At 76.0% G+C, this 17,958-nt stretch carries 18 protein-coding genes; 14 read left to right on the top strand and 4 right to left on the bottom strand.

Features of this window, described 5'->3' with window-relative positions; genetic code table 11:
* Positions 1–3: 3 nt before the first annotated feature.
* The 5 genes from PED38_RS13670 to PED38_RS13650 all read left to right on the top strand — a co-directional run bounded on the left by PED38_RS13670 (position 4) and on the right by PED38_RS13650 (position 4,738).
* Positions 4–1,755: a sensor histidine kinase gene (locus tag PED38_RS13670; RefSeq protein WP_270981711.1), complete on the top strand. Its 1,752-nt coding sequence runs from the start codon at positions 4–6 to the stop codon at positions 1,753–1,755.
* On the top strand, positions 1,752–2,459 hold the full coding sequence (locus tag PED38_RS13665; protein ID WP_063072141.1) for a response regulator: 708 nt from the start codon (positions 1,752–1,754) through the stop codon (positions 2,457–2,459). Before PED38_RS13670 ends, PED38_RS13665 begins: the two co-directional genes overlap by 4 nt.
* 93 nt (positions 2,460–2,552) lie before the next feature.
* Positions 2,553–3,599 (top strand): M4 family metallopeptidase, encoded by a 1,047-nt coding sequence (locus tag PED38_RS13660; RefSeq protein ID WP_270981710.1) that lies wholly within the window; start codon positions 2,553–2,555, stop codon positions 3,597–3,599.
* On the top strand, positions 3,600–3,881 hold the full coding sequence (locus tag PED38_RS13655) for a protealysin inhibitor emfourin (RefSeq protein WP_063072143.1): 282 nt from the start codon (positions 3,600–3,602) through the stop codon (positions 3,879–3,881).
* Positions 3,878–4,738 (top strand): DUF3097 domain-containing protein, encoded by an 861-nt coding sequence (locus PED38_RS13650; RefSeq protein ID WP_270981708.1) that lies wholly within the window; start codon positions 3,878–3,880, stop codon positions 4,736–4,738. The genes PED38_RS13655 and PED38_RS13650 overlap by 4 nt, the downstream gene beginning before the upstream one ends.
* Positions 4,739–4,779: 41 nt before the next feature.
* Here PED38_RS13650 and PED38_RS13645 read toward each other — a convergent pair whose 3' ends face one another.
* Complete coding sequence (locus PED38_RS13645; protein WP_063072145.1) at positions 4,780–5,853, bottom strand: LacI family DNA-binding transcriptional regulator; 1,074 nt, start codon at positions 5,851–5,853, stop codon at positions 4,780–4,782.
* Between the two features lie 112 nt (positions 5,854–5,965).
* Here PED38_RS13645 and PED38_RS13640 point away from each other — a divergent pair, with 112 nt between their 5' ends.
* From PED38_RS13640 to PED38_RS13620, 5 genes are read left to right on the top strand one after another with little or no spacing between them, the layout of a single operon-like run.
* Entirely contained in the window at positions 5,966–7,174 is a 1,209-nt protein-coding gene (locus tag PED38_RS13640; RefSeq protein WP_270981707.1) for an extracellular solute-binding protein, read from the top strand.
* Positions 7,171–8,133 (top strand): ABC transporter permease, encoded by a 963-nt coding sequence (locus PED38_RS13635; protein WP_063072146.1) that lies wholly within the window; start codon positions 7,171–7,173, stop codon positions 8,131–8,133. Before PED38_RS13640 ends, PED38_RS13635 begins: the two co-directional genes overlap by 4 nt.
* Positions 8,133–8,948 (top strand): ABC transporter permease, encoded by an 816-nt coding sequence (locus tag PED38_RS13630; RefSeq protein WP_063072147.1) that lies wholly within the window; start codon positions 8,133–8,135, stop codon positions 8,946–8,948. Before PED38_RS13635 ends, PED38_RS13630 begins: the two co-directional genes overlap by 1 nt.
* A 7-nt stretch (positions 8,949–8,955) precedes the next feature.
* Entirely contained in the window at positions 8,956–10,131 is a 1,176-nt protein-coding gene (locus PED38_RS13625; protein WP_270981705.1) for an ABC transporter ATP-binding protein, read from the top strand.
* Positions 10,128–11,699 (top strand): inositol monophosphatase family protein, encoded by a 1,572-nt coding sequence (locus PED38_RS13620; RefSeq protein WP_270981704.1) that lies wholly within the window; start codon positions 10,128–10,130, stop codon positions 11,697–11,699. Before PED38_RS13625 ends, PED38_RS13620 begins: the two co-directional genes overlap by 4 nt.
* 4 nt (positions 11,700–11,703) lie before the next feature.
* Here PED38_RS13620 and PED38_RS13615 read toward each other — a convergent pair whose 3' ends face one another.
* Entirely contained in the window at positions 11,704–12,660 is a 957-nt protein-coding gene (locus tag PED38_RS13615) for an NUDIX domain-containing protein (RefSeq protein ID WP_270981703.1), read from the bottom strand.
* 40 nt (positions 12,661–12,700) lie between these two features.
* Between PED38_RS13615 and PED38_RS13610 the strand changes: the two genes are divergently transcribed.
* The gene (locus PED38_RS13610; RefSeq protein ID WP_270981702.1) at positions 12,701–13,180 is read left to right on the top strand and encodes a hypothetical protein; all 480 of its coding nucleotides are present in this window, start codon (positions 12,701–12,703) and stop codon (positions 13,178–13,180) included.
* Positions 13,181–13,273: 93 nt separating this feature from the next.
* On the opposite strand, the gene PED38_RS13605 is transcribed toward PED38_RS13610, so the two are convergent.
* The gene (locus tag PED38_RS13605; RefSeq protein ID WP_270981700.1) at positions 13,274–14,281 is read right to left on the bottom strand and encodes an NADP-dependent oxidoreductase; all 1,008 of its coding nucleotides are present in this window, start codon (positions 14,279–14,281) and stop codon (positions 13,274–13,276) included.
* Between the two features lie 117 nt (positions 14,282–14,398).
* On the opposite strand from PED38_RS13605, the gene PED38_RS13600 reads away from it, so the two are divergent.
* On the top strand, positions 14,399–15,181 hold the full coding sequence (locus tag PED38_RS13600) for a Pr6Pr family membrane protein (protein ID WP_270981699.1): 783 nt from the start codon (positions 14,399–14,401) through the stop codon (positions 15,179–15,181).
* Positions 15,178–15,927 carry a hypothetical protein gene (locus PED38_RS13595; RefSeq protein ID WP_270981698.1) on the top strand — a complete coding sequence of 250 codons (750 nt, stop codon included), beginning with the start codon at positions 15,178–15,180 and terminating at the stop codon, positions 15,925–15,927. The genes PED38_RS13600 and PED38_RS13595 overlap by 4 nt, the downstream gene beginning before the upstream one ends.
* Here the strand turns inward: PED38_RS13595 and PED38_RS13590 are convergent.
* Complete coding sequence (locus PED38_RS13590) at positions 15,924–17,429, bottom strand: flavin monoamine oxidase family protein (RefSeq protein WP_270981696.1); 1,506 nt, start codon at positions 17,427–17,429, stop codon at positions 15,924–15,926. The two genes, PED38_RS13595 and PED38_RS13590, sit on opposite strands and share 4 nt — an antisense overlap.
* A gap of 43 nt (positions 17,430–17,472) precedes the next feature.
* Between PED38_RS13590 and PED38_RS13585 the strand changes: the two genes are divergently transcribed.
* Positions 17,473–17,892, top strand: coding sequence for an RNA-binding S4 domain-containing protein (locus tag PED38_RS13585; protein ID WP_063072156.1), 420 nt, complete (start codon positions 17,473–17,475; stop codon positions 17,890–17,892).
* Positions 17,893–17,958 lie beyond the last annotated feature (66 nt).

Below are 17,958 nucleotides of genomic sequence, written 5' to 3'. Positions count from 1 at the left end.
GGCATGGCGGAGCGCGCGCTCCCCGCACGCCCGGGCCGGACGAGACGCCGGCGCCCCGCGCTCCCCCGCGGCATCGCCGCGCGGCTCCTCGTGGTCCAGCTCGCCGTGCTCCTCGTGGTGGCGGTGGCGGCCACCGCGGCCCTCTGGTCGGACTCCCGCCAGCGTGCGGAGCAGGCGGCGGCCGACCGCAGCCTCGCCGTCGCGACGACGGTGGCCGACTCGCCGCGGGTGGCGGAGGGGCTGGCGTCCGCGGATCCGACGGCGGCGCTCCTCGACTACTCGCTCGACGTGACGCGCGACACGGGCGTGGACTTCGTGACGATCATGGACCGCGACACCGTCCGCGTCACGCACCCCGATCCCGACCAGATCGGCCGGCGCTACCTCGGCACGACCGGGCCCGCGCTCGCCGGACGTCCGCTGACCGAGACCTTCACCGGAACGCTGGGCCCCAGCGTGCGCGCCGTCGTCCCCGTGCGGGACGCGGCGGGCGGGATCGTCGGGCTCGTGTCCGCGGGCGTGACCGTCGAGCGCGTCTCCGAGGTGCTGGGCGCGCGGCTGCCGGGGCTCCTCGGGACGGTCGGCGCGCTCGCGCTGCTGCTCGCCGCGGGCGCGGTCCTCCTCAGCAGGTCGCTCGAGCGGACGACGTGGGGTCTCGGCCCCGAGGAGATGGCGCGGATGCTCGCCTACTACGAGTCGGTGCTTCACTCCGTGGGCGAGGGCATCGTGCTCGTGGACCGCGACCGGCGGCTCGTGCTGCACAACGACCAGGCGGCCGAGCTCCTCGACCTCGACGTGGATCCGACCGCCGGGCCCGTCGAGGTCGCCGCGCTCGGGCTGCCCGCGCCCCTCGAGCGGCTGCTCGCCGGCGGGACGACGGCCGACGAGGTCGTGCACCTGCCCTCCGGCCGGGTCCTCGTCGTGACGCAGCGCCCCGCGCTGCCGACGGGCCGCACCGGCAGCGCCGCCCGGCTCGGGACGGTGACGACGCTCCGGGACCGGACGGAGGTCCAGCGTCTGTCGGGCGAGGTCGCGACGCTGCGGACGCTCTCGGACGCCATGCGGGCGCAGACGCACGAGTTCGCGAACCGGCTGCACACGATCGTGTCGCTCATCGAGCTGGAGCGTCCGCGGGAGGCGCTCGCCCTCGCGGCGTCGGAGCTCGAGACCGACCGGCGGGCCGCGGCGGGGGGCCTCGCCGAGGGCGCGGATCCGGTCGTCCAGGCGCTCGTGCGCGGGAAGACGGCGCAGGCGGCGGAGCGCGGCGTCGAGCTCGCCGTGCGCGTCGCGGACGGCACGGGCGCCCCGGGCGTCGCTCCCGCCGACCTCGTGACCATCGTGGGGAACCTGGTCGACAACGCCATCGACGCGGCCGCCGATCCGTCGCGCGCCACCGCGCGCGGCGACGACCGGGGTCGCGTGGAGCTCTCGCTGGCGCGGACGGACGACGGCGCGCTCCTCGTCGAGGTCGCGGACGACGGGCCCGGCGTCGATCCCGCGGTGCGTCCGCGCGTGCTCGAGTTCGGGGTGACCACGAAGCCGGACGCCGGGGCGCCGCGCGGGGTCGGCCTCGCGCTCGTCGCGCGCACGGCCGAGCGGCTCGGCGGCACGGTCGAGGTCGGCGACGCCGACGCGCGGCTGGGCGGCGCCCGGTTCCGGGTCGTGCTGCCGGCGGATCCGCGGGCGGGGCGGGGCGACGGCGGGTCGTCCGCGGCCCGCTCGGGCGACGACGACGCGACGGGGGTGCGCACGTGATCCGCGTGCTGGTCGTCGATGACGACGCGCTCACCGCGGAGGCGCACGCGGCGTACGCCGGCCGGCTCGACGGGTTCGAGGTCGTCGGCGTGGCCCACACGGGCGGCGAGGCGCTGCGCCTCATCGCCGAGGCCGGGCCCGACGGCATCGACCTCGTGCTCCTCGACATGACGCTCCCCGACATGCACGGGCTCGAGGTGTGCCGCCGGCTGCGCGCCGCGGGCTGGGCGACCGACGTGGTCGCGGTGACGGCGGTGCGCGACCAGGCCGTGGTGCGCAGCTCCGTCACCGCCGGCATCGTGCAGTACCTCATCAAGCCCTTCACGTTCGCGGCGTTCGCCGAGAAGATGGCGGCCTACGTCGGGTACCGCGAGGGCCTCGACGCCGGGAGCGGCAGCACGACGCAGCTCCAGGTCGACCGGGCGCTCGCCGCGCTACGCTCCCCCGCGACGGACGCCCGGCTGCCGAAGGGGATGTCGGCGGAGACGCTCGACCTCGTGCGCGGCATCGCCCGGGGTTCCGGCTCGGCCGCCGAGCGCCCCGCGGACGGGGTCTCGGCGGCGGAGGTGTCGTCCGTGCTCGACGTCTCCCGGGTGACCGCCCGGCGCTACCTGGAGTACCTCGCGGACGTCGGCCAGGTGGAGCGCGTGCCGCGGTACGGGACGCCGGGCCGACCGGAGCTCGGCTACCGCTGGACCGGCTGAGGCACGGTACGGCACGAGGCCCCGGGGCGCGACCCCGGGGCGGGATCCGCCCGCACCCGTGACGATGTCGGCGCCCCGTGCGAGTCTCGGGGAATGAGACGCACGATCCTCCCGCCGTACCTGCTGACCCGCCTCGCCGAGGCCGACCCGGACCGCATGTCCGCCGCGCGCCAGGCCGCGCGCCGCGCCCTCCGCGACCAGGGGCCGCTCATCCACGAGCGGCGGGGACCGGGCGCCGCACCCGACGCGTCGGCGCTCGCCGACCGCGACCCCTCCGGGATCCACCGCACGATCTCCGACGCGGGGAACCGCGAGGTGCTGCCCGGCCGCACCGTGCGGGTCGAGGACGCGCCCGACACGGGCGACAGGGAGGTGGACGAGGCGTACGCCGGGCTCGGCGCCACCTACTCCCTCTTCTCCGAGATCTACGGCCGGGAGTCGCTGGATGACCGCGGCCTGCCGCTGCTCGCGACGGTGCACTACGGCGAGGAGTACGACAACGCGTTCTGGGACGGCACCCGCATGGTCTTCGGCGACGGCGACGGCGAGGTCTTCGCGCCGTTCACGCGCTCGCTCACGGTCATCGGCCACGAGCTGACCCACGGGGTCACCGAGCTCACGCTGGGCCTCGTCTACCAGGGCCAGTCGGGCGCGCTCAACGAGTCGATCTCCGACGTGTTCGGCGTGCTCGTGGAGCAGCACGCGCTCGGGCAGACCGCGGACGAGGCCACCTGGCTCGTCGGGGCGGAGCTGTTCCTCGACCGGTCGACGGGCGTCGCGCTCCGCTCGATGCGCGCTCCCGGCACCGCGTACGACGACGACGTGCTCGGGAAGGACCCGCAGCCCGGCCATCTCGACGACTACGTGGAGACCGCGGAGGACAACGGCGGCGTCCACATCAACTCCGGGATCCCGAACCGCGCCTTCTTCCTCGCGGCCAGCGGCATCGGGGGCACGGCCTGCGAGGGCGCCGGCCGCGTCTGGTACGACGTCATCGAGACCGGCTCCGTGCGCCCCGACGCCGACTTCGCCGCCTTCGCCCGGGCCACGGTCGACGCGGCGTCCGCGCGGTACGGTGAGGGCGCGTCCGAGGTCGCCGCGGTCCAGGCGGCGTGGGAGGGCGTCGGGATCGAGGTCTAGGTGGAGATCGCCGTGTCGCGCACGGGCGGGATGGCGGGCATGACCCGCACCTGGTCGGTGCGCGTGGACGACGGCGCCGACGAGCTGGCCGGCTGGAGCGCGCTCGTCGACGCCTGCCCGTGGGACGAGCCCGCCGCGCCCACCCCGGGCGCCGATCGCTTCGTCTACCTCGTGCGCGCGGGCGACCGCGAGGCGCGCCTCGGCGAGGCCGCGGTCGACGGACCGTGGCGTCGGCTCGTCGACCGGGTGCGCGACGCGTCCCGTGAGAACCTCGGAGGATGACGCCGCCTCCCGCCCCCGACGACCGCTACGGACAGGACGTGCTCGCCGCCGGCTGGCGCGGGCCCGCCAAGACGGCGCCCCGGCCGCAGGACGCGACGCGCGACCTCGTGGTCGAGGAGCTGTCCACCGGGTTCTGCGGCGCGATCGTGCGCGTCGAGTCCGGCATGGTCGTGCTCGAGGACTACAAGCGGAAGCAGCGCACGTTCCCGCTCGGCGGGTCCTTCCTCCTCGAGGGCGAGCCCGTCGCCCTGCGCGTGCCCCGCGCCGCGCCCGCCGGCCCCGCGCGCACGGCGTCCGGATCCCTCGCGGTCGCCGACGCCAAGGCCCGCGTCGCGCTCCCGAGCCGGATCTTCGTGGAGGGCCGGCACGACGCCGAGCTCGTGGAGAAGGTGTGGGGCGAGGATCTCCGCATCGAGGGCGTCGTCGTCGAGTATCTCGAAGGCGTCGACCACCTCGACGAGGAGCTCGACCGCTTCCGCCCGGGCAAGGGCCGCCGCGTGGGCGTGCTCGTCGACCACCTGGTGCCGGGATCCAAGGAGAGCCGCATCGCCGAGGCCGTCGCCCGCGGGCCGCACCGCGCGCACGCGCTCGTGGTCGGCCACCCCTACGTCGACGTGTGGCAGTCGGTGAAGCCCGGGCGGCTGGGCCTCCGCGAGTGGCCCGTCATCCCGCGGAGCGTCGAGTGGAAGCACGGGATCTGCGCCGCGCTCGGATGGCCGCACGCGGAGCAGGCCGACATCGCGCGGGCGTGGCAGCGGATCCTCGGCCAGGTGCGCTCGTACCAGGACCTCGAGCCCGCGCTCCTCGGCCGGGTCGAGCAGCTCATCGACTTCGTGACGGATCCCGCGGGGCGGTAGCCCCCTCCGCCCGCCCCGCGGCGTGCCCCGTGCCCCGCGGCTCAGGCGGGCGCGGCCGCGGTCTCGCCCGTGCGCAGGCGGACCGGGAGCACCACGTCCGCGGCCGCGCGCCCCGCGAGCAGCTCGCCCACCATGCGCCCCGCGTGCAGGCCGCGGTCGTGCAGCGGCTGCTCCACGGTGGTGAGGCGGCGGCCGAGCCAGGGCAGGTCGGCGCCGTCGAAGCCCGTGACCGTGAGGTCCTCCGGCACGCGGAGACCGCGCGCGGCGGCCGCCTGCAGGGCACTCGCGGCGAGCATGTCGTTCTGCGCGAGGATCGCCGTGGGGGGCGACGGCAGGTCGAGCAGCACGCCCGCCGCGGCCTCGCCCGCGTCGAGGTCACGTCCGCCGGCCTCCACGCGGACCGCGTCGGGGAAGACGCTGCGCGCCGCGCGGAGGCGCTCGCGGATGGTGCGGTTGACGATCTCCTCGAGGCCCTGGCCGACGGGCACGACCGGTCCGGGCGGGCCGTCCTCCTCGATGCGCGTCGTGCGCATCAGCACGCCGACGCGGCGGTGGCCGAGCGCGCGTACGTGCCGCGCGAGCTCGCCCATGCCGCGGGCGTCGTCGATGTCGACCACGGCGACGCCGTCGCCGTGCGGCCCCTCGACGCCGACGATGGGGATGCGGCGCGCACGGAGGCCCGGCAGGAGCGCGTCGACCTCCTCGCCGCGGGTGAGGAAGACGACGGCGTCGACGGGCATGCCCTCGAGCAGCGGCGCGGCCCCGGCGTGCGGCTCGCGGCGGCCGGGCAGGAGCAGCTGCCCCACGTCGAGCTCGTCGAGCGCCTCCGAGAGGCCAGCCATGGTCGCGAGGGCGACGGGGTTCTGGAACGCGCGCCGGATGCTGCCCGCCACCACGACGCCGACGATGCCCGAGCGCCCGCTCTTGAGCGAGCGGGCCATCGGATCCGGGCCCGCGTAGCCGAGCTCCGCGGCGGCGCGCAGGATCCGGGCGCGCGTGGCCGGCGTGATGGACCCGGTGCTGCGGTACGCGAGGGACGCCGTGGAGGTCGAGACCCCCGCGAGGGCGGCGACGTCGGCGAGCGTCACGGAGCTGCGGGGTGAGTTCCTCCTCATGCCGCTCACCTTATTGACGGCCCGCTCCCCGGCGCGCACGTTCGCCCTCGGGGAGCCGGATCGCAACGTTCCGTTCACGTCCGGGCCACCAGCGGGCCGCACCATCGAAACGATGCGATCCGCATCGTCCCCCGAGCAGAAGGACACCCGACCCGTGATCCCCCGCCGTCACCTCCTCGCCCTCGCCGCCGCCGCGTCCGCCGCCGTCGCGCTCGCCGGCTGCGCGCCCACCACGAGCAGCGAGGCCCAGGCCCAGAACCACGCCGTGACCGACGCCTCGGGCAGCGCCCGCGTCTTCATCTCCGGCGACACCAACGTCAAGGCCCTCTGGGACGACGGGATCATCCCCGCGTTCGAGAAGGCGAACCCCGGCGCCTCCGTCACCACGACCCTCGACCTCCACGGCGAGCACGACGCCCAGACCATGGCGACGCTCACGAGCTCGGTGCAGGGCGGATCCGACCCCGGCTACGACCTCATCGACGCGGGCTTCACGGCGGCCGCCGGCACCGGCGGGCTCCTCGCGCCCGTCTCCGCCGGCACCATCCCGAACCTCGCCACCGTGCCCGACGCGACCGTGCAGGCCGGCGGCGGCTTCGGGATCCCCTACCGCGCGTCCTCGGTGCTCCTCGCCTACGACTCCACCAAGGTGTCGACGCCGCCGAAGACCCTCGACGAGCTGCTGTCGTGGATCACCGCGAATCCGGGCGAGTTCGCTTACAACTCGCCCGCGACGGGCGGCTCGGGCAGCGCGTTCGTCACGACCGTGCTCGACTCCCACCTCGACGACGCCACGCGGGAGAAGATGACGACCGGCTACGACCAGTCGCTCGAGGGCGCGTGGGACGCCGGCTTCGACCAGCTGAAGAGCCTCGACCCCGCCATGTACCAGGGCGGGGTGTACCCGAACGGCAACAACCAGGTGCTCGACCTGCTCGGCACGGGCGCCATCGAGATGGCCCCCGTCTGGAGCGACCAGGTCATCACCGCGCAGAAGTCCGGCACGCTGCCCTCCACGGTGAAGTACGCGCAGATCTCGAACCCGGCCTTCACCGGCCACGCGTCCTTCCTCGGCATCCCGAAGACGGCCGCGCACGCGGACGTCGCCCAGAAGCTGGCCGACTACGTGCTCTCCGCGGAGGGCCAGGCCGTCGTCGCGAGCACCATCGCGGGCTACCCCGTGATCGCGCTCGACCAGGTGCCGGAGGACCTCAAGGCCCAGTTCGCGTCCGCCGACCCGACCGAGCTGCGCCCCGGCTACAACAGCAAGATGGCGTCGGACATGGCGAACCTCTGGGACCAGAAGGTGCCCGGCCAGTGACGGCGATCCGGCAGTCGGCCCCCGCCGCGCCGGTCGCCCCCGCACGGCGCGCGACCCGGGTGTCCCCGGGCGCGCGCCGCGCCGGCATCGGCCTCGCGCTCGCCCTCCCGCCCGCGCTGCTGCTCGCCGTGTTCGTCGGGATCCCGGTGGTGCTCGCCATCGGGTTCAGCCTCGGCCACACCGGCGGGCTCAACAGCACCATCGCGTCCATCGGCCTCGGCACGCGGACCGCGACCGACTGGTGGGGCACGCTCGACGCGTACGCGGACGTGTTCCAGGACCCGCGCTTCCTGCGCGACCTCGGCGTGACCGTCGTCGTCACGGTGGTCTCCACTGCCATCGTGATCGCGCTGGCCCTGGCGATCTCGCTCAACCTCCGCCTCCGCGGCGGCCGGCTCGCGACGCTCTTCGCGGGGCTCGCGGTCATCCCGCTGTTCATCCCCGTCGTCATCGCGTCGTGGGCGATCCTCACCTTCTACTCGGGCGACGGGTTCGTGCGCACGGTCTTCGCGCTCATCGGCCTCGAGGGGCCGACGTGGGGCTACACGACGGTCGCGGTGGTCATCGGATCCGTCTGGACGAGCCTCCCCTTCGCCACGCTCATGGCCACCTCGGGCGTGCAGGGCATCCCCGACGCCATGATCGAGGCGGCGCGCGACGCCGGCGCGTCCACCTGGGCGATCGTCACCCGCGTGCTCGTGCCGCTCGCCGCCATCCCGCTCGTCATCGCGACGACCTTCACGGCGATCGGCGTGCTCGGCTCCTTCACGGTGCCGTACTTCACGGGACCGAACGCGCCCAGCATGCTCGGCGTCGACATCTCGAAGTACTTCACGGGCTTCAACCACCCGCAGCAGTCCATCGTCATGGCCATCGTGGTGTTCGTCCTGGCGTCGGGGATCGCGTTCCTCTACGTGCGGGCGAACTTCCGCTCCGCGAAGGCGGAGGGCCGGGTCTGATGCGCGCGCTCCTCTCCGCCCGCGGCGGGGTCCAGGCCGCGCTCTTCGCGGTCGTCGCCGTCTTCGTCCTCGGGCCGCTGCTGTGGCTCGCGGCGCACGCGTTCGCGACCTCGTGGGACTACCCGAGCCTCCTCCCCGCCGGCCTCACCCTCGACTGGTGGCAGGTCGTGTTCTCGGACGCCGAGCTCGGCGCGGCCGTCCGCAACTCGCTGTACTTCGCGCCCATCACGGTGCTGGTCTCGGCGCTCGTGTGCCTGCCGGCCGCCTACGCGTTCTCGCGGTTCCAGTTCCCCGGGCGGCGGATCCTGCTGGTGGGCCTCTTCGCGACCAACGCGTTCCCCAAGATGGGCCTCTTCGTCTCGATGGCGTCGCTCTTCTACGGGCTGCACCTGATGAACACGGTGACGGGCATCGTCATCGTGCAGCTCATCGGCACCGTGGTCTTCATGACCTGGATCCCGGCCGCCGCGTTCAGCGCCGTGCCGCGCTCCCTCGAGGAGGCCGCGCGCGACGCGGGCGCCGGACGCGTGCGGACCTTCCTGCACGTGACGCTGCCGCTCGCGCTGCCCGGGATCCTCGTCGCCGTGCTCATGTCGTTCCTCGCCGCGTTCGACGAGGCCCAGGGCACGTACCTCGTGGGGGCACCGGTCTACATGACGATGCCGACCGAGATGTACTCGCTGGTCCTCAACCACCCGGTGCAGGTCGCCGCGGTGTTCTCGATCCTCCTCTCCCTGCCCTCCGTCGCCCTCCTCCTGCTCGCCCGCCGCCACATCATGGGCGGGCGTCTGGCCGAGGGCTTCCAGATCCGTTAGGCCGGTCATGTCCGCATCCGCATCCCCCACCACGGCGACAGCGCCGCTCCCCCACGACGACGGCACGGGCACGCGTCCGGCGTCGGGCCTCGTCGTCGCCGGCCTCTCCAAGGACCTCGGCGGCCGCACCATCGTCGACGACCTCCACCTCGACGTCGCGCGCGGCGAGCTCGTCGCGCTCCTCGGCCCGTCCGGCTGCGGCAAGACCACGACGCTCCGGATGATCGCCGGGTTCCTCGAGCCCGACCGCGGCTCCGTCGTGATCGGCGGCCGCGACGTGACCGCGTCCGGCCCCGACAAGCGGCCGAGCGCGATGGTGTTCCAGAACTACGCGCTGTGGCCGCACCTCACGGTCTTCAAGAACGTCGCCTTCCCGCTGACGCTCCGGAAGCTGCCGAAGGACGAGATCGCCCGTCGGGTGATGGCCGCCCTCGAGACCGTGAACCTCGCGCACCACGCGCACTCGCGTCCCGCGCACATCTCGGGCGGTGAGCAGCAGCGCGCGGCCCTGGCCCGCGCCATCGTGCAGGAGCCCGACCTGCTGCTCCTCGACGAGCCGCTGTCGAACCTCGACGCGAAGCTGCGCGTGAAGGTGCGCGAGGAGATCCGCGACATCCAGCAGCGCCTGGGGATCACGACCGTCATGGTCACGCACGACCAGGACGAGGCGCTCGCCATCTCCGACCGCGTCGCCGTGATGCACCAGGGCCGCATCGAGCAGGTGTCGGCCCCGACCGAGCTGTACGCGCACCCGCGGACGCTCGTGGTGGCGTCGTTCATCGGCAGCATGAACCTGCTGCCCGCGCCGCGCCTGTCGGGCACGACGCCGGAGACGGTCGGCGCCGAGGCACCCGTCGCCTTCGCGCCCACCTCCGCCGACCCCGACGTGTGGGCGGTGCGTCCCGAGGACGTCGCCTTCGCGCCGCGCGGTCCGCGCTCGGAGGCGGACGCGACCTCCGTCGTGGTGCGCCGGGTCCTCCCGCACGGCCACTTCCAGGAGCTCGTGCTCGACGCGGGCGGCGTGGAGGTGCGTGCCCTCACGACCGGCGTCGCGCCCTCCGTGGGCGACGGCGGCACGGTGACGCTCCGGGACGTCCGGCACTACCGCGGCGGCACGCTCGTGGGATCGACCGCCGGCACCCCGGCTTCGACCGCGACGACGGCATCGGACGAGATCCGATGACGACCGCGACCGCCCACCGCGGCGACTCCTCCCGGCACCGCGAGAACACGCTCGCCGCGATCCGCTCGGCCACGGAGTCCGGCGCGACGACCGTCGAGGTCGACGTGCAGGTCACGCGCGACGGCGAGGTCGTGCTCGTGCACGACGCGACGCTCGAGCGCCTGTGGGGCCTCGACGCGCGCGTCGCGGACGTGGACGCGGCCGTCGTCCGCGATCTCGGCGGCGGCGACCTGCGGATCCCGCTCCTCGCCGAGGCGCTCGAGCTGCTCGCGGGCACCGACGTGGAGCTCGTCATCGACATGGCGTCGCCGGATCCCGCCGCCGCCGCCCACGCGGTCGTCGCCCGGGCGCCGCGCACGCCGCGCGTCGCCTGGTGCGGGCACCTCGGCGGCATGCGGGTCATCCGCTCGCTCGACGCCGACGCCGTGATCTGGCTGCCCTGGGCTGACGCCGTGCCGCCGACCGCGGGCGAGCTCGCGGAGCTCCGGCCCGCCGTCGTCAACATGCCGCACCTCCTCGTGGGCCGCGCGCTCGTCGAGGCGGTGCACGCCCAGGGCGCCCGCGTCGCGGCGTGGACGGTCGACGCGCCCGAGCAGATGGCGTGGCTCGCCTCCATCGGGGTGGACGCCATCACCACGAACCGGCTGCCGCTCCTCCTCGAGGTGCTCGCGCGCAGCGAGGCCGGTGCCGCGGAGGCCGGGTCGCCCGCCGCCGAGCGGATCCGCGCCCGGGCCGTCGCGCGCGACCTCGCCGGGTGGGCCGTGCAGCGCGTCCGCTCGCACGAGGTGGGCGACGTGGACACCAAGGCCAACCCCGCCGATCACGTGACCGAGATCGACCGCGCCGTCGAGCGCGACGTGCGCGACGTGATCGGCGCGCAGTTCCCGCACCACGTGCTGGTCGGCGAGGAGTACGGCGGCGAGGCCGTGCCCGGCCGCCCGTGCTGGTACCTCGACCCCGTCGACGGCACCGCGAACCTCGCCAACGGCGTGCCCTGGACGAGCTTCTCGCTCGCGCTCGTCGTGGACGGGACGCCCGTCGTGGGGATCGTCGCGGATCCGTGGCGCGGCACGGTCGTGGAAGCCGCCGCGGGCGAGGGCGCCTGGTGCGACGGGGAACGTATCGACCTCGCGGCGACGCCGCACGGGGTCGCGCCCGACGCCGATCCGCTGCGGGGCCGCATGGTGAGCACGGAGCTCGCCGGGCACGCGCCGTGGCCGGGGATGCTGCCGCTGCTCGCGGCGCTCGCCGACCGGTTCTGCACGATGCGGGTCATGGGATCCGGCACGCTCACGGTCGCGGGCATCGCGCTCGGGCACGGCGCGGGCGCGGTGATCGGGTCCTTCGGGCCGGTCGACCACCTCGCGGCGACGCTCATCGTGCGCGAGGCGGGCGGCGTGGTGCTCGACGCGGACGGCGACGACACGCTGTTCCCCGCGTCCGGCGGCGTGCTGGCGGCGCGCGACCGGCCGACCGCGGAGGCGCTGCACGCCCTCTGGCGGGCCGGGATCACGGACGCCCTGACGGCTGCCGTGCCGGCGCCGCCGCTCGCGGCCCTGGCGGGCTGAGCCGCTAGTCCGCGTCGCGGTCCGCGCGCGCGTCGAGCAGCGCGCGGATCCGACCGGGCCCCGTCACGCGCGCGCCGAGCCCCTCGACGCGCGCGACGAGCCCGCGGTCCGCCGTGACGACGACGACCTCGCGTCCGGCGTCGCGGGCCGCCCCGACGACGCGCACGATCTCCGCGTCGCCGTCGGCCGGGGCGGCGACCACGGCCACGCCGGGCGCGCGCAGGGTGGGCCCGCCCGGATCCGCGACGGGTGCCGCGGGAAGCGACGCGCCGCGCCCCTGGCCCTCCACGACCGCGACGACGTCCGGCCAGCGCACGGCGCCGGGCAGGCCGAGGTCGTCCGCGGGCAGGCCGTCGCGCGCGAGCAGGTCGAGCCCGGCGAGGAGACGGGACGTGGATCCCGCGCGGTCGCGCCACCACCCGTCGGGCCGGGAGCCGAGGAGGTTCGCGGTGTCGACCACGAGCGTCACGTCCCGCGCGAGCTCCCCGCGCAGCATCGGCCAGGATCCGCCGAAGCCCGGGTGCAGCGGCAGCGCGTCGACCTCGTCGACGGGCACCCAGCGCAGCTCGATGCTCTCCGCGTCCGCGACGCGGGGCGCGAAGGGCCGGAGGACGCGCGCGGTGACGGTCGTGTAGCTCCAGAAGCCGAGGTCGAGCACGGTCGCGAGCAGCGGGCGGATCCCCGCCGGCGGCACGCCCGCCTCCTCCGCCGACTCGCGCGCGGCGCCGTCGACCGCGGACTCGCCCGCGTGGCGGGCGCCTCCGGGCAACCCCCACGTGCCGCCGTGGTGGCTCCAGGCGACCCGGTGCTGCAGGAGCACGCCGCGGTCGGGATCGTGCACGAGCAGGCCCGCCGCCCCGAACGCGCCCCAGTAGCGCTGGCCCTCGGGGCTCTCGACCCAGGCGTCGCCGCTGTCTCGGGGCACCCCGCGCGGGGGCTCGGGCGGGCGCTCGGCGGTCATGGCCCCACCATCTCACGCGCTCCTTCGATAGCGTCGGGGCATGTCGTGCATCAGGTTCACCACCGCCGCGCAGCTCGAGGCCCTGCACCGGACCGCGCCCGCCGTCCTCACCGCGGAGGAGGCCGCCGCGCTGCATCCCGCGCCCGAGGTCACCCCCAGCAAGATCCGCCGCCTGCGCCTGCTCGCCGAGCACCGCGACCCCAAGGTGCGCGAGAGCGTCGCCAGCAGCCGCCACGCGCCGCTCGACGTGCAGCACGCGCTCGCGCACGACGCCGACGAGGGCGTCCGCGCCTGCCTCGCGCGCAACCCGGTCGCGCCCGCCGAGGTGCTGACGGTGCTCGTGGGCGACACCTCGGAGCGCGTGCGCTCCTGGCTCGCCGTCAACGACGCGACACCGTCGGCAGCGGTCGCGCTGCTCGAGTGCGACGAGTCCCCCGCCGTCCGCGACCTGCTGCTCTGGCGCGAGGCCCACATCGAGCGCCCCGCGGAGCCGGAGCCCGCCGAGGTCGTCGCCCGCTGACGACGCCCGCCGAGCGGGGCTCCGGGCCGGAGCACCGGGCGACGGAACCGCGATCGGCGGCGTCGCCCGGCGTCCCGGTCTCCGGGATCCGGGTCAGGCGCGCCCCTCTGCCACGTCGCGCGCCTTCGCCGTGCTGCGGCGGTCGCCCGGGTAGTGCACGGGCCGCATGCCGAGCACGATCTTGCCGCGCGCGTGCCGACGCTCCAGGTCGTCGAACGCGTCCTGCACCTCCGCGAGCGGGTAGAAGCCGGACACGAGCACGTCGACCTCGCGCTTGGCGGCGAGCTCCGCGACCGTGGCGAGCGTGCGCGAGCGGTGCACGTCGTCCTCCTCGACGGGCGGCAGCACGGCCTCGAGCTCGAGCTCCCGGCGGTCGTCGCTCGAGCTGAAGCGCTTGCCCGCGACGCCCAGCTCCTCGGCCACGTGCTCGCCGCCGCCGAAGTTGTCGACGAAGCCCTGCACGCCGTTCGGGGCCGCCTTCCGGATCCGGTCGGCCAGGCCGTCGCCGTAGACGACGGGCGTGACGCCGATCTGGCGCAGGTAGTCGAAGTTGCGCTCACCGCACGTGCCGATGACCCGGGCGCCGCGCCGCATCGCGAGCTGCGCCTGGATGCTGCCGACGCCGCCGGCCGCCGCGGTGACGACGAGGGTGTCGCCCTCGCCCACCGTGACGGCGTGCAGCACGTCGTGGGCCACGAGCCCGGCGAGGAAGAGGCCGCCCGCGATCTCCCACGGGAGCTGCGCGGGCTTCAGCACGAGGTTGCCCGCGGGCACGACCACGTGCGTCGCGTGCGCGGCCATGACCGTGTGGCCGAGGACGTCCTGCCCCTTCTTGGACCGGGTCACGCCCTCGCCGACGGCCGCGATGCAGCCGGCGAAGTCGCTGCCCTGCCCGTTGGGGAACGCGGTCGGCACCTCGTCGGGGAACCGGCCCTGGCGGATGTACGCCTCGATGTGGTTGATGCCCGCCGCGAACACCTCCACGAGGACCTCGCCGGGTCCGGGCGACGGACGCGGGACGTCGACGACCTCGAGGACGTCGACGCCGCCGAAGGACCCGAACTGCACCTGCTGGGTGGTGGATCTCGATGAAGGGCTCATGCGCGTCATCCTGCCGTCCCCGGCCGCGGCGCGCGAGGGCGCGGAGGCGATCGTGAGACTCGCGTTCGTAGACTGGATGCGGCCGGGCAGCCTCGAGTCGGCCGCGATCGGAGTGCCGTGCAGAGGATCCTCGGTGCCGTGCGCCTCATCGCCGCGGTGGTGGGCGCGATCGCGCTCGCCGGGGACCTCGACTACGTGCAGGGCTTCACGAGCTTCGCGACGGCCAACTGGTTCAGCTACTTCACGACGCAGAGCGGCATGGCCGGGGTCGTCGTGCTCGCCGCCTCCGGCGTGCACGCCCTCCGCGGCGGGGTCGAGCCGCGGCTGATGGCGGCCGTCCGCGCGATCGTCGTCAGCTACATGGTGGTCTCCGGCGTCGTGTTCGGGCTCATCGTGCTGGAGTCGAGCGCGCAGTCGTACCACGTCGAGGTGCCGTGGTCGAGCCGGCTCCTGCACTTCGTGCTGCCGGCCTACGCGCTCCTCGACTGGACCCTCGCACCCGGTCGCCCGCGCGTCCCCTGGCCGGCCGTGGGCTGGGCGATGGCGTACCCGGTGGCGTGGTGCGCGTTCACGGAGGTGCGCGGGCCGCGCGTCGGCTGGTACCCGTACTTCTTCATGGACCCGGCGCAGGTCGGCGTGCCGGTCGGCATCGCGGCCTGGTTCGCGCTCGTGGCGGGGGTGCTCGCGGCGATCACGGCCGTGGTCGTCGCGCTCAGCCGGATCCGGCCGGCGGACGGGCCCTCGGCGCACGGACGGACGGCATCGCGCGACCGCGGGGCCGACGGGACGGCGGACGCCCCGGCCGACCCCGGTCGCGCCGACGCCCCGGCGGAGCACGACGGGTCGCCCGACGACGCGTCCGACCCGGCCCGGCGCCGCCGTGCGAGCATCGGACGGTGACCCTCCCCGACGCGCGACCGCCCGGCGACGCCGGTCCGAGCGGCCACGGCCTCGAGCTGCGCTGGCCGACCGTCATGACGCGCGACGGCGACCCGGAGGCGGTCGTCGTCGACGTGGTGAACGAAGGGGACGCGCGCTGGATCCCGACGGGCGAGTCGCTGCTCGCCTTCGGCGCCATCACGGCCCCGGGCGCACCACCGCCGGGGATCGCGTTCGCGTTCGCGGGAGGCCCGCGGCGTGCGGTGGCGCTCGACCCCGGCGATCGCACGCGCGTCCCCGTCTCGATCCCCGACGGCGACTGGGCGGAGCTGGAGCCCGGCCCGCACGACGTGCACGCGGTCCTGATCAGCCCGCACGTCCGCGCCGCCGAGCCTCTCCGCGTGACGATCACGGCGGAGATGATCGCGCGCCGGTGCGCCGCCGTCGCGCGGGTGCCGCGGCACGACGCCGACGCCGTGCGTCGCTCCCGCGAGGCGACCATCGCGTGGCTGCGGGCGCGGACCGCCGCGGGCGACGCGCTCGTGGCGCTCGCCGGGGAGCTCGCCCGGGCGGCGTCCGCCGCGGACGCCGTGGCCCGGATCCGCGCCCTGCTCGACACCGACGAGTCGACGGCGCAGCTCCTGCTGGGCACGCCCCTGGACATGCTCCTGCCCTCCGCCGTCGCGGCCGGCCGACGCGAGCTCGCCGACGCCGAGGAGCGTCGCGACGCGTCGGCGCGGGCCGCCGACGCGTCCGGTCCCGCCTAGGACGCCGGGGTCGCGCTGCCGTCGGGCGCGGGCGTCTGCGTGGCCGTGCCGTCCGCGACGAGCGCCGGATCGGCGAAGGGCGCGAGCGTCCGCAGCGCCGCCTCGCGCAGGGTCGCGTCGTCCATCCGCGCGACCCGCTCGGCGGCCTGGGCCCCGACCTCGGCCATGAGGACGGGCTCGCCCGTGATCGGCAGCAGGTTGTACCAGCGGGTGTGGCTGCCGCCCGCGTCGTGCGAGGTCCAGACGGTGGCGGTCGTCGACCAGAACGGCTCGCGGAATCGCAGCCACACGCGGTCGGCGCGGCCGGCCCCGAGCGCCCGGATGGCCGTGTCGTGCGCCGCGGGGAGCGCCGGGTCGAAGGCGATGGCGCCCTCCTGCAGCACGCCGAGCGGGACCGTGACGACCACGCGGTCGACGGAGAGCGACTCGCCCGATCCCAGGCGGATGCCCACGCGCCCGTTCCCGTAGGAGATGCGCGAGACGGTGGACTCGCGGAGCACGTCGATCCGCTGGTCGCGCAGGAGGTGCTGCACCAGGCCCGCGAACCCGCCGGTGACGGCGACGTTGGCGACCGGCGCGGGCTCGTCGAGGCCGTGGGCCGCGGACAGGTCGCCGGGCGCCGCGCCGTGCGCGATGGCGACGTCGGTGGCGAGGAGGCCCGCGAGGCGCGAGGCCGGCGAGGCCGCTCCGCCCTCGATCGCGAGCGCGTCGCCGCCGGTGGCGAGGAGGGCGGCGGACACGCTCGCATCGGCCGACCGGGTGCGCGCCCAGGTGCGCGCGGCGGCGAGGGCGTCGGATCCGGCGGTCGAGGGCTCGAGCACCTTCCCGTCGGGGCCGCGGTCCTCGGCCACGAGCGCGAGCCCGTAGCGGGAGAGGCCCGCCGCCTCGACGGCGTCGCGGAGGGCGCCGTCGGGGTCGGCGGCGATCCAGAGCGCGCCGAGCTCCGCGGGCTGGGGCCAGTCGGGTCCGGTGACCGCCCGGATCCGGCCGCCGAGGTCCGCGCGCGCCTCGACGAGGACGACGTCGTGTCCCGCGTCGCGGAGGGCGCGGGCGGCGGCCGCGCCCGCGATGCCGGCGCCGACGACGGCGATCCGCTCGGATCCGGCGCCCGCCCGCTGGACCTCGGCGGCGGCACGCAGCCCGGACGCGTGCGCGCCGGCGACCGTGCCGGGACGGTCCGCGCTCGTGGCCTCGCCCGCGAAGAAGAGGCGGTCGGCCACGGGACGGGCGAGCGCATCGCGGTCGGCCGAGGTCGCGCCCGGACGCAGGTAGCTGCCGGCCCCGCGCGCGAAGGGATCGCCCGACCAGTCGGAGCGCGCGAAGGCGACGGGCTCGGGCACGCCCGCCGCGGTGATCGTCGGCGTGGGGCCGGGGGTCGACGTGCCGGGCGGCGTGGCCGGGGGCGTCGCGGGGGCGGGGGTCGTCCGCGTGCACGCCGCGAGCCCGAGGAGCGAGAGCCCCGACGCGGAGGCGGCGAGGAGGGTGCGGCGGGAGATCGACATGCTCCGGTCAGCGTACCGGGGAGCCGTCGCCTAGGGTCGGGGCATGCCCATCGACGACGCGCCGGCCCCGCTCCCCGGCGGCCAGGCGGCCGTCCGGGTCGACAGCTGGCTGTGGGCCGTGCGCGTCTACAAGACGAGGTCGCAGGCGACGGCCGCGTGCCGGGCGGGCCACGTGCGCGTCGGCGACGAGCGCGCGAAGGCCTCGCAGGCGGTCCGGCCGGGCGACGGGGTGCGGGTGCGCGTCGCGGGCGCCGAGCGGATCCTCGTCGTGCGCCGCACGCTCGTGAAGCGCGTCGGTCCCGCCGTCGCGGCCGAGGCGATGACCGACCTCACTCCCCCGCCGCCGCCCCGGGACGCCGCGCCGGCGACCGTCGTGCGCGACCGCGGCGCCGGGCGGCCGACGAAGCGCGACCGGCGCGACATCGAGCGGCTGCGCGATCCCGAGGGCATGCGCGGACGCTGATCCCGTGACGTCCGCACGCCCGTCCGGCGCAGCCGGCCGCTCCCGCGACGGACGGACCGGTCGCGC

It is taken from the genome of Clavibacter sp. CT19 (assembly GCF_027858075.1).
In the GTDB taxonomy this organism is placed as follows: domain Bacteria; phylum Actinomycetota; class Actinomycetes; order Actinomycetales; family Microbacteriaceae; genus Clavibacter; species Clavibacter tessellarius_A.
The sequence above is the reverse complement of the archived record's forward strand: the minus strand, read 5'-3'. Positions and strand labels throughout refer to the sequence as shown.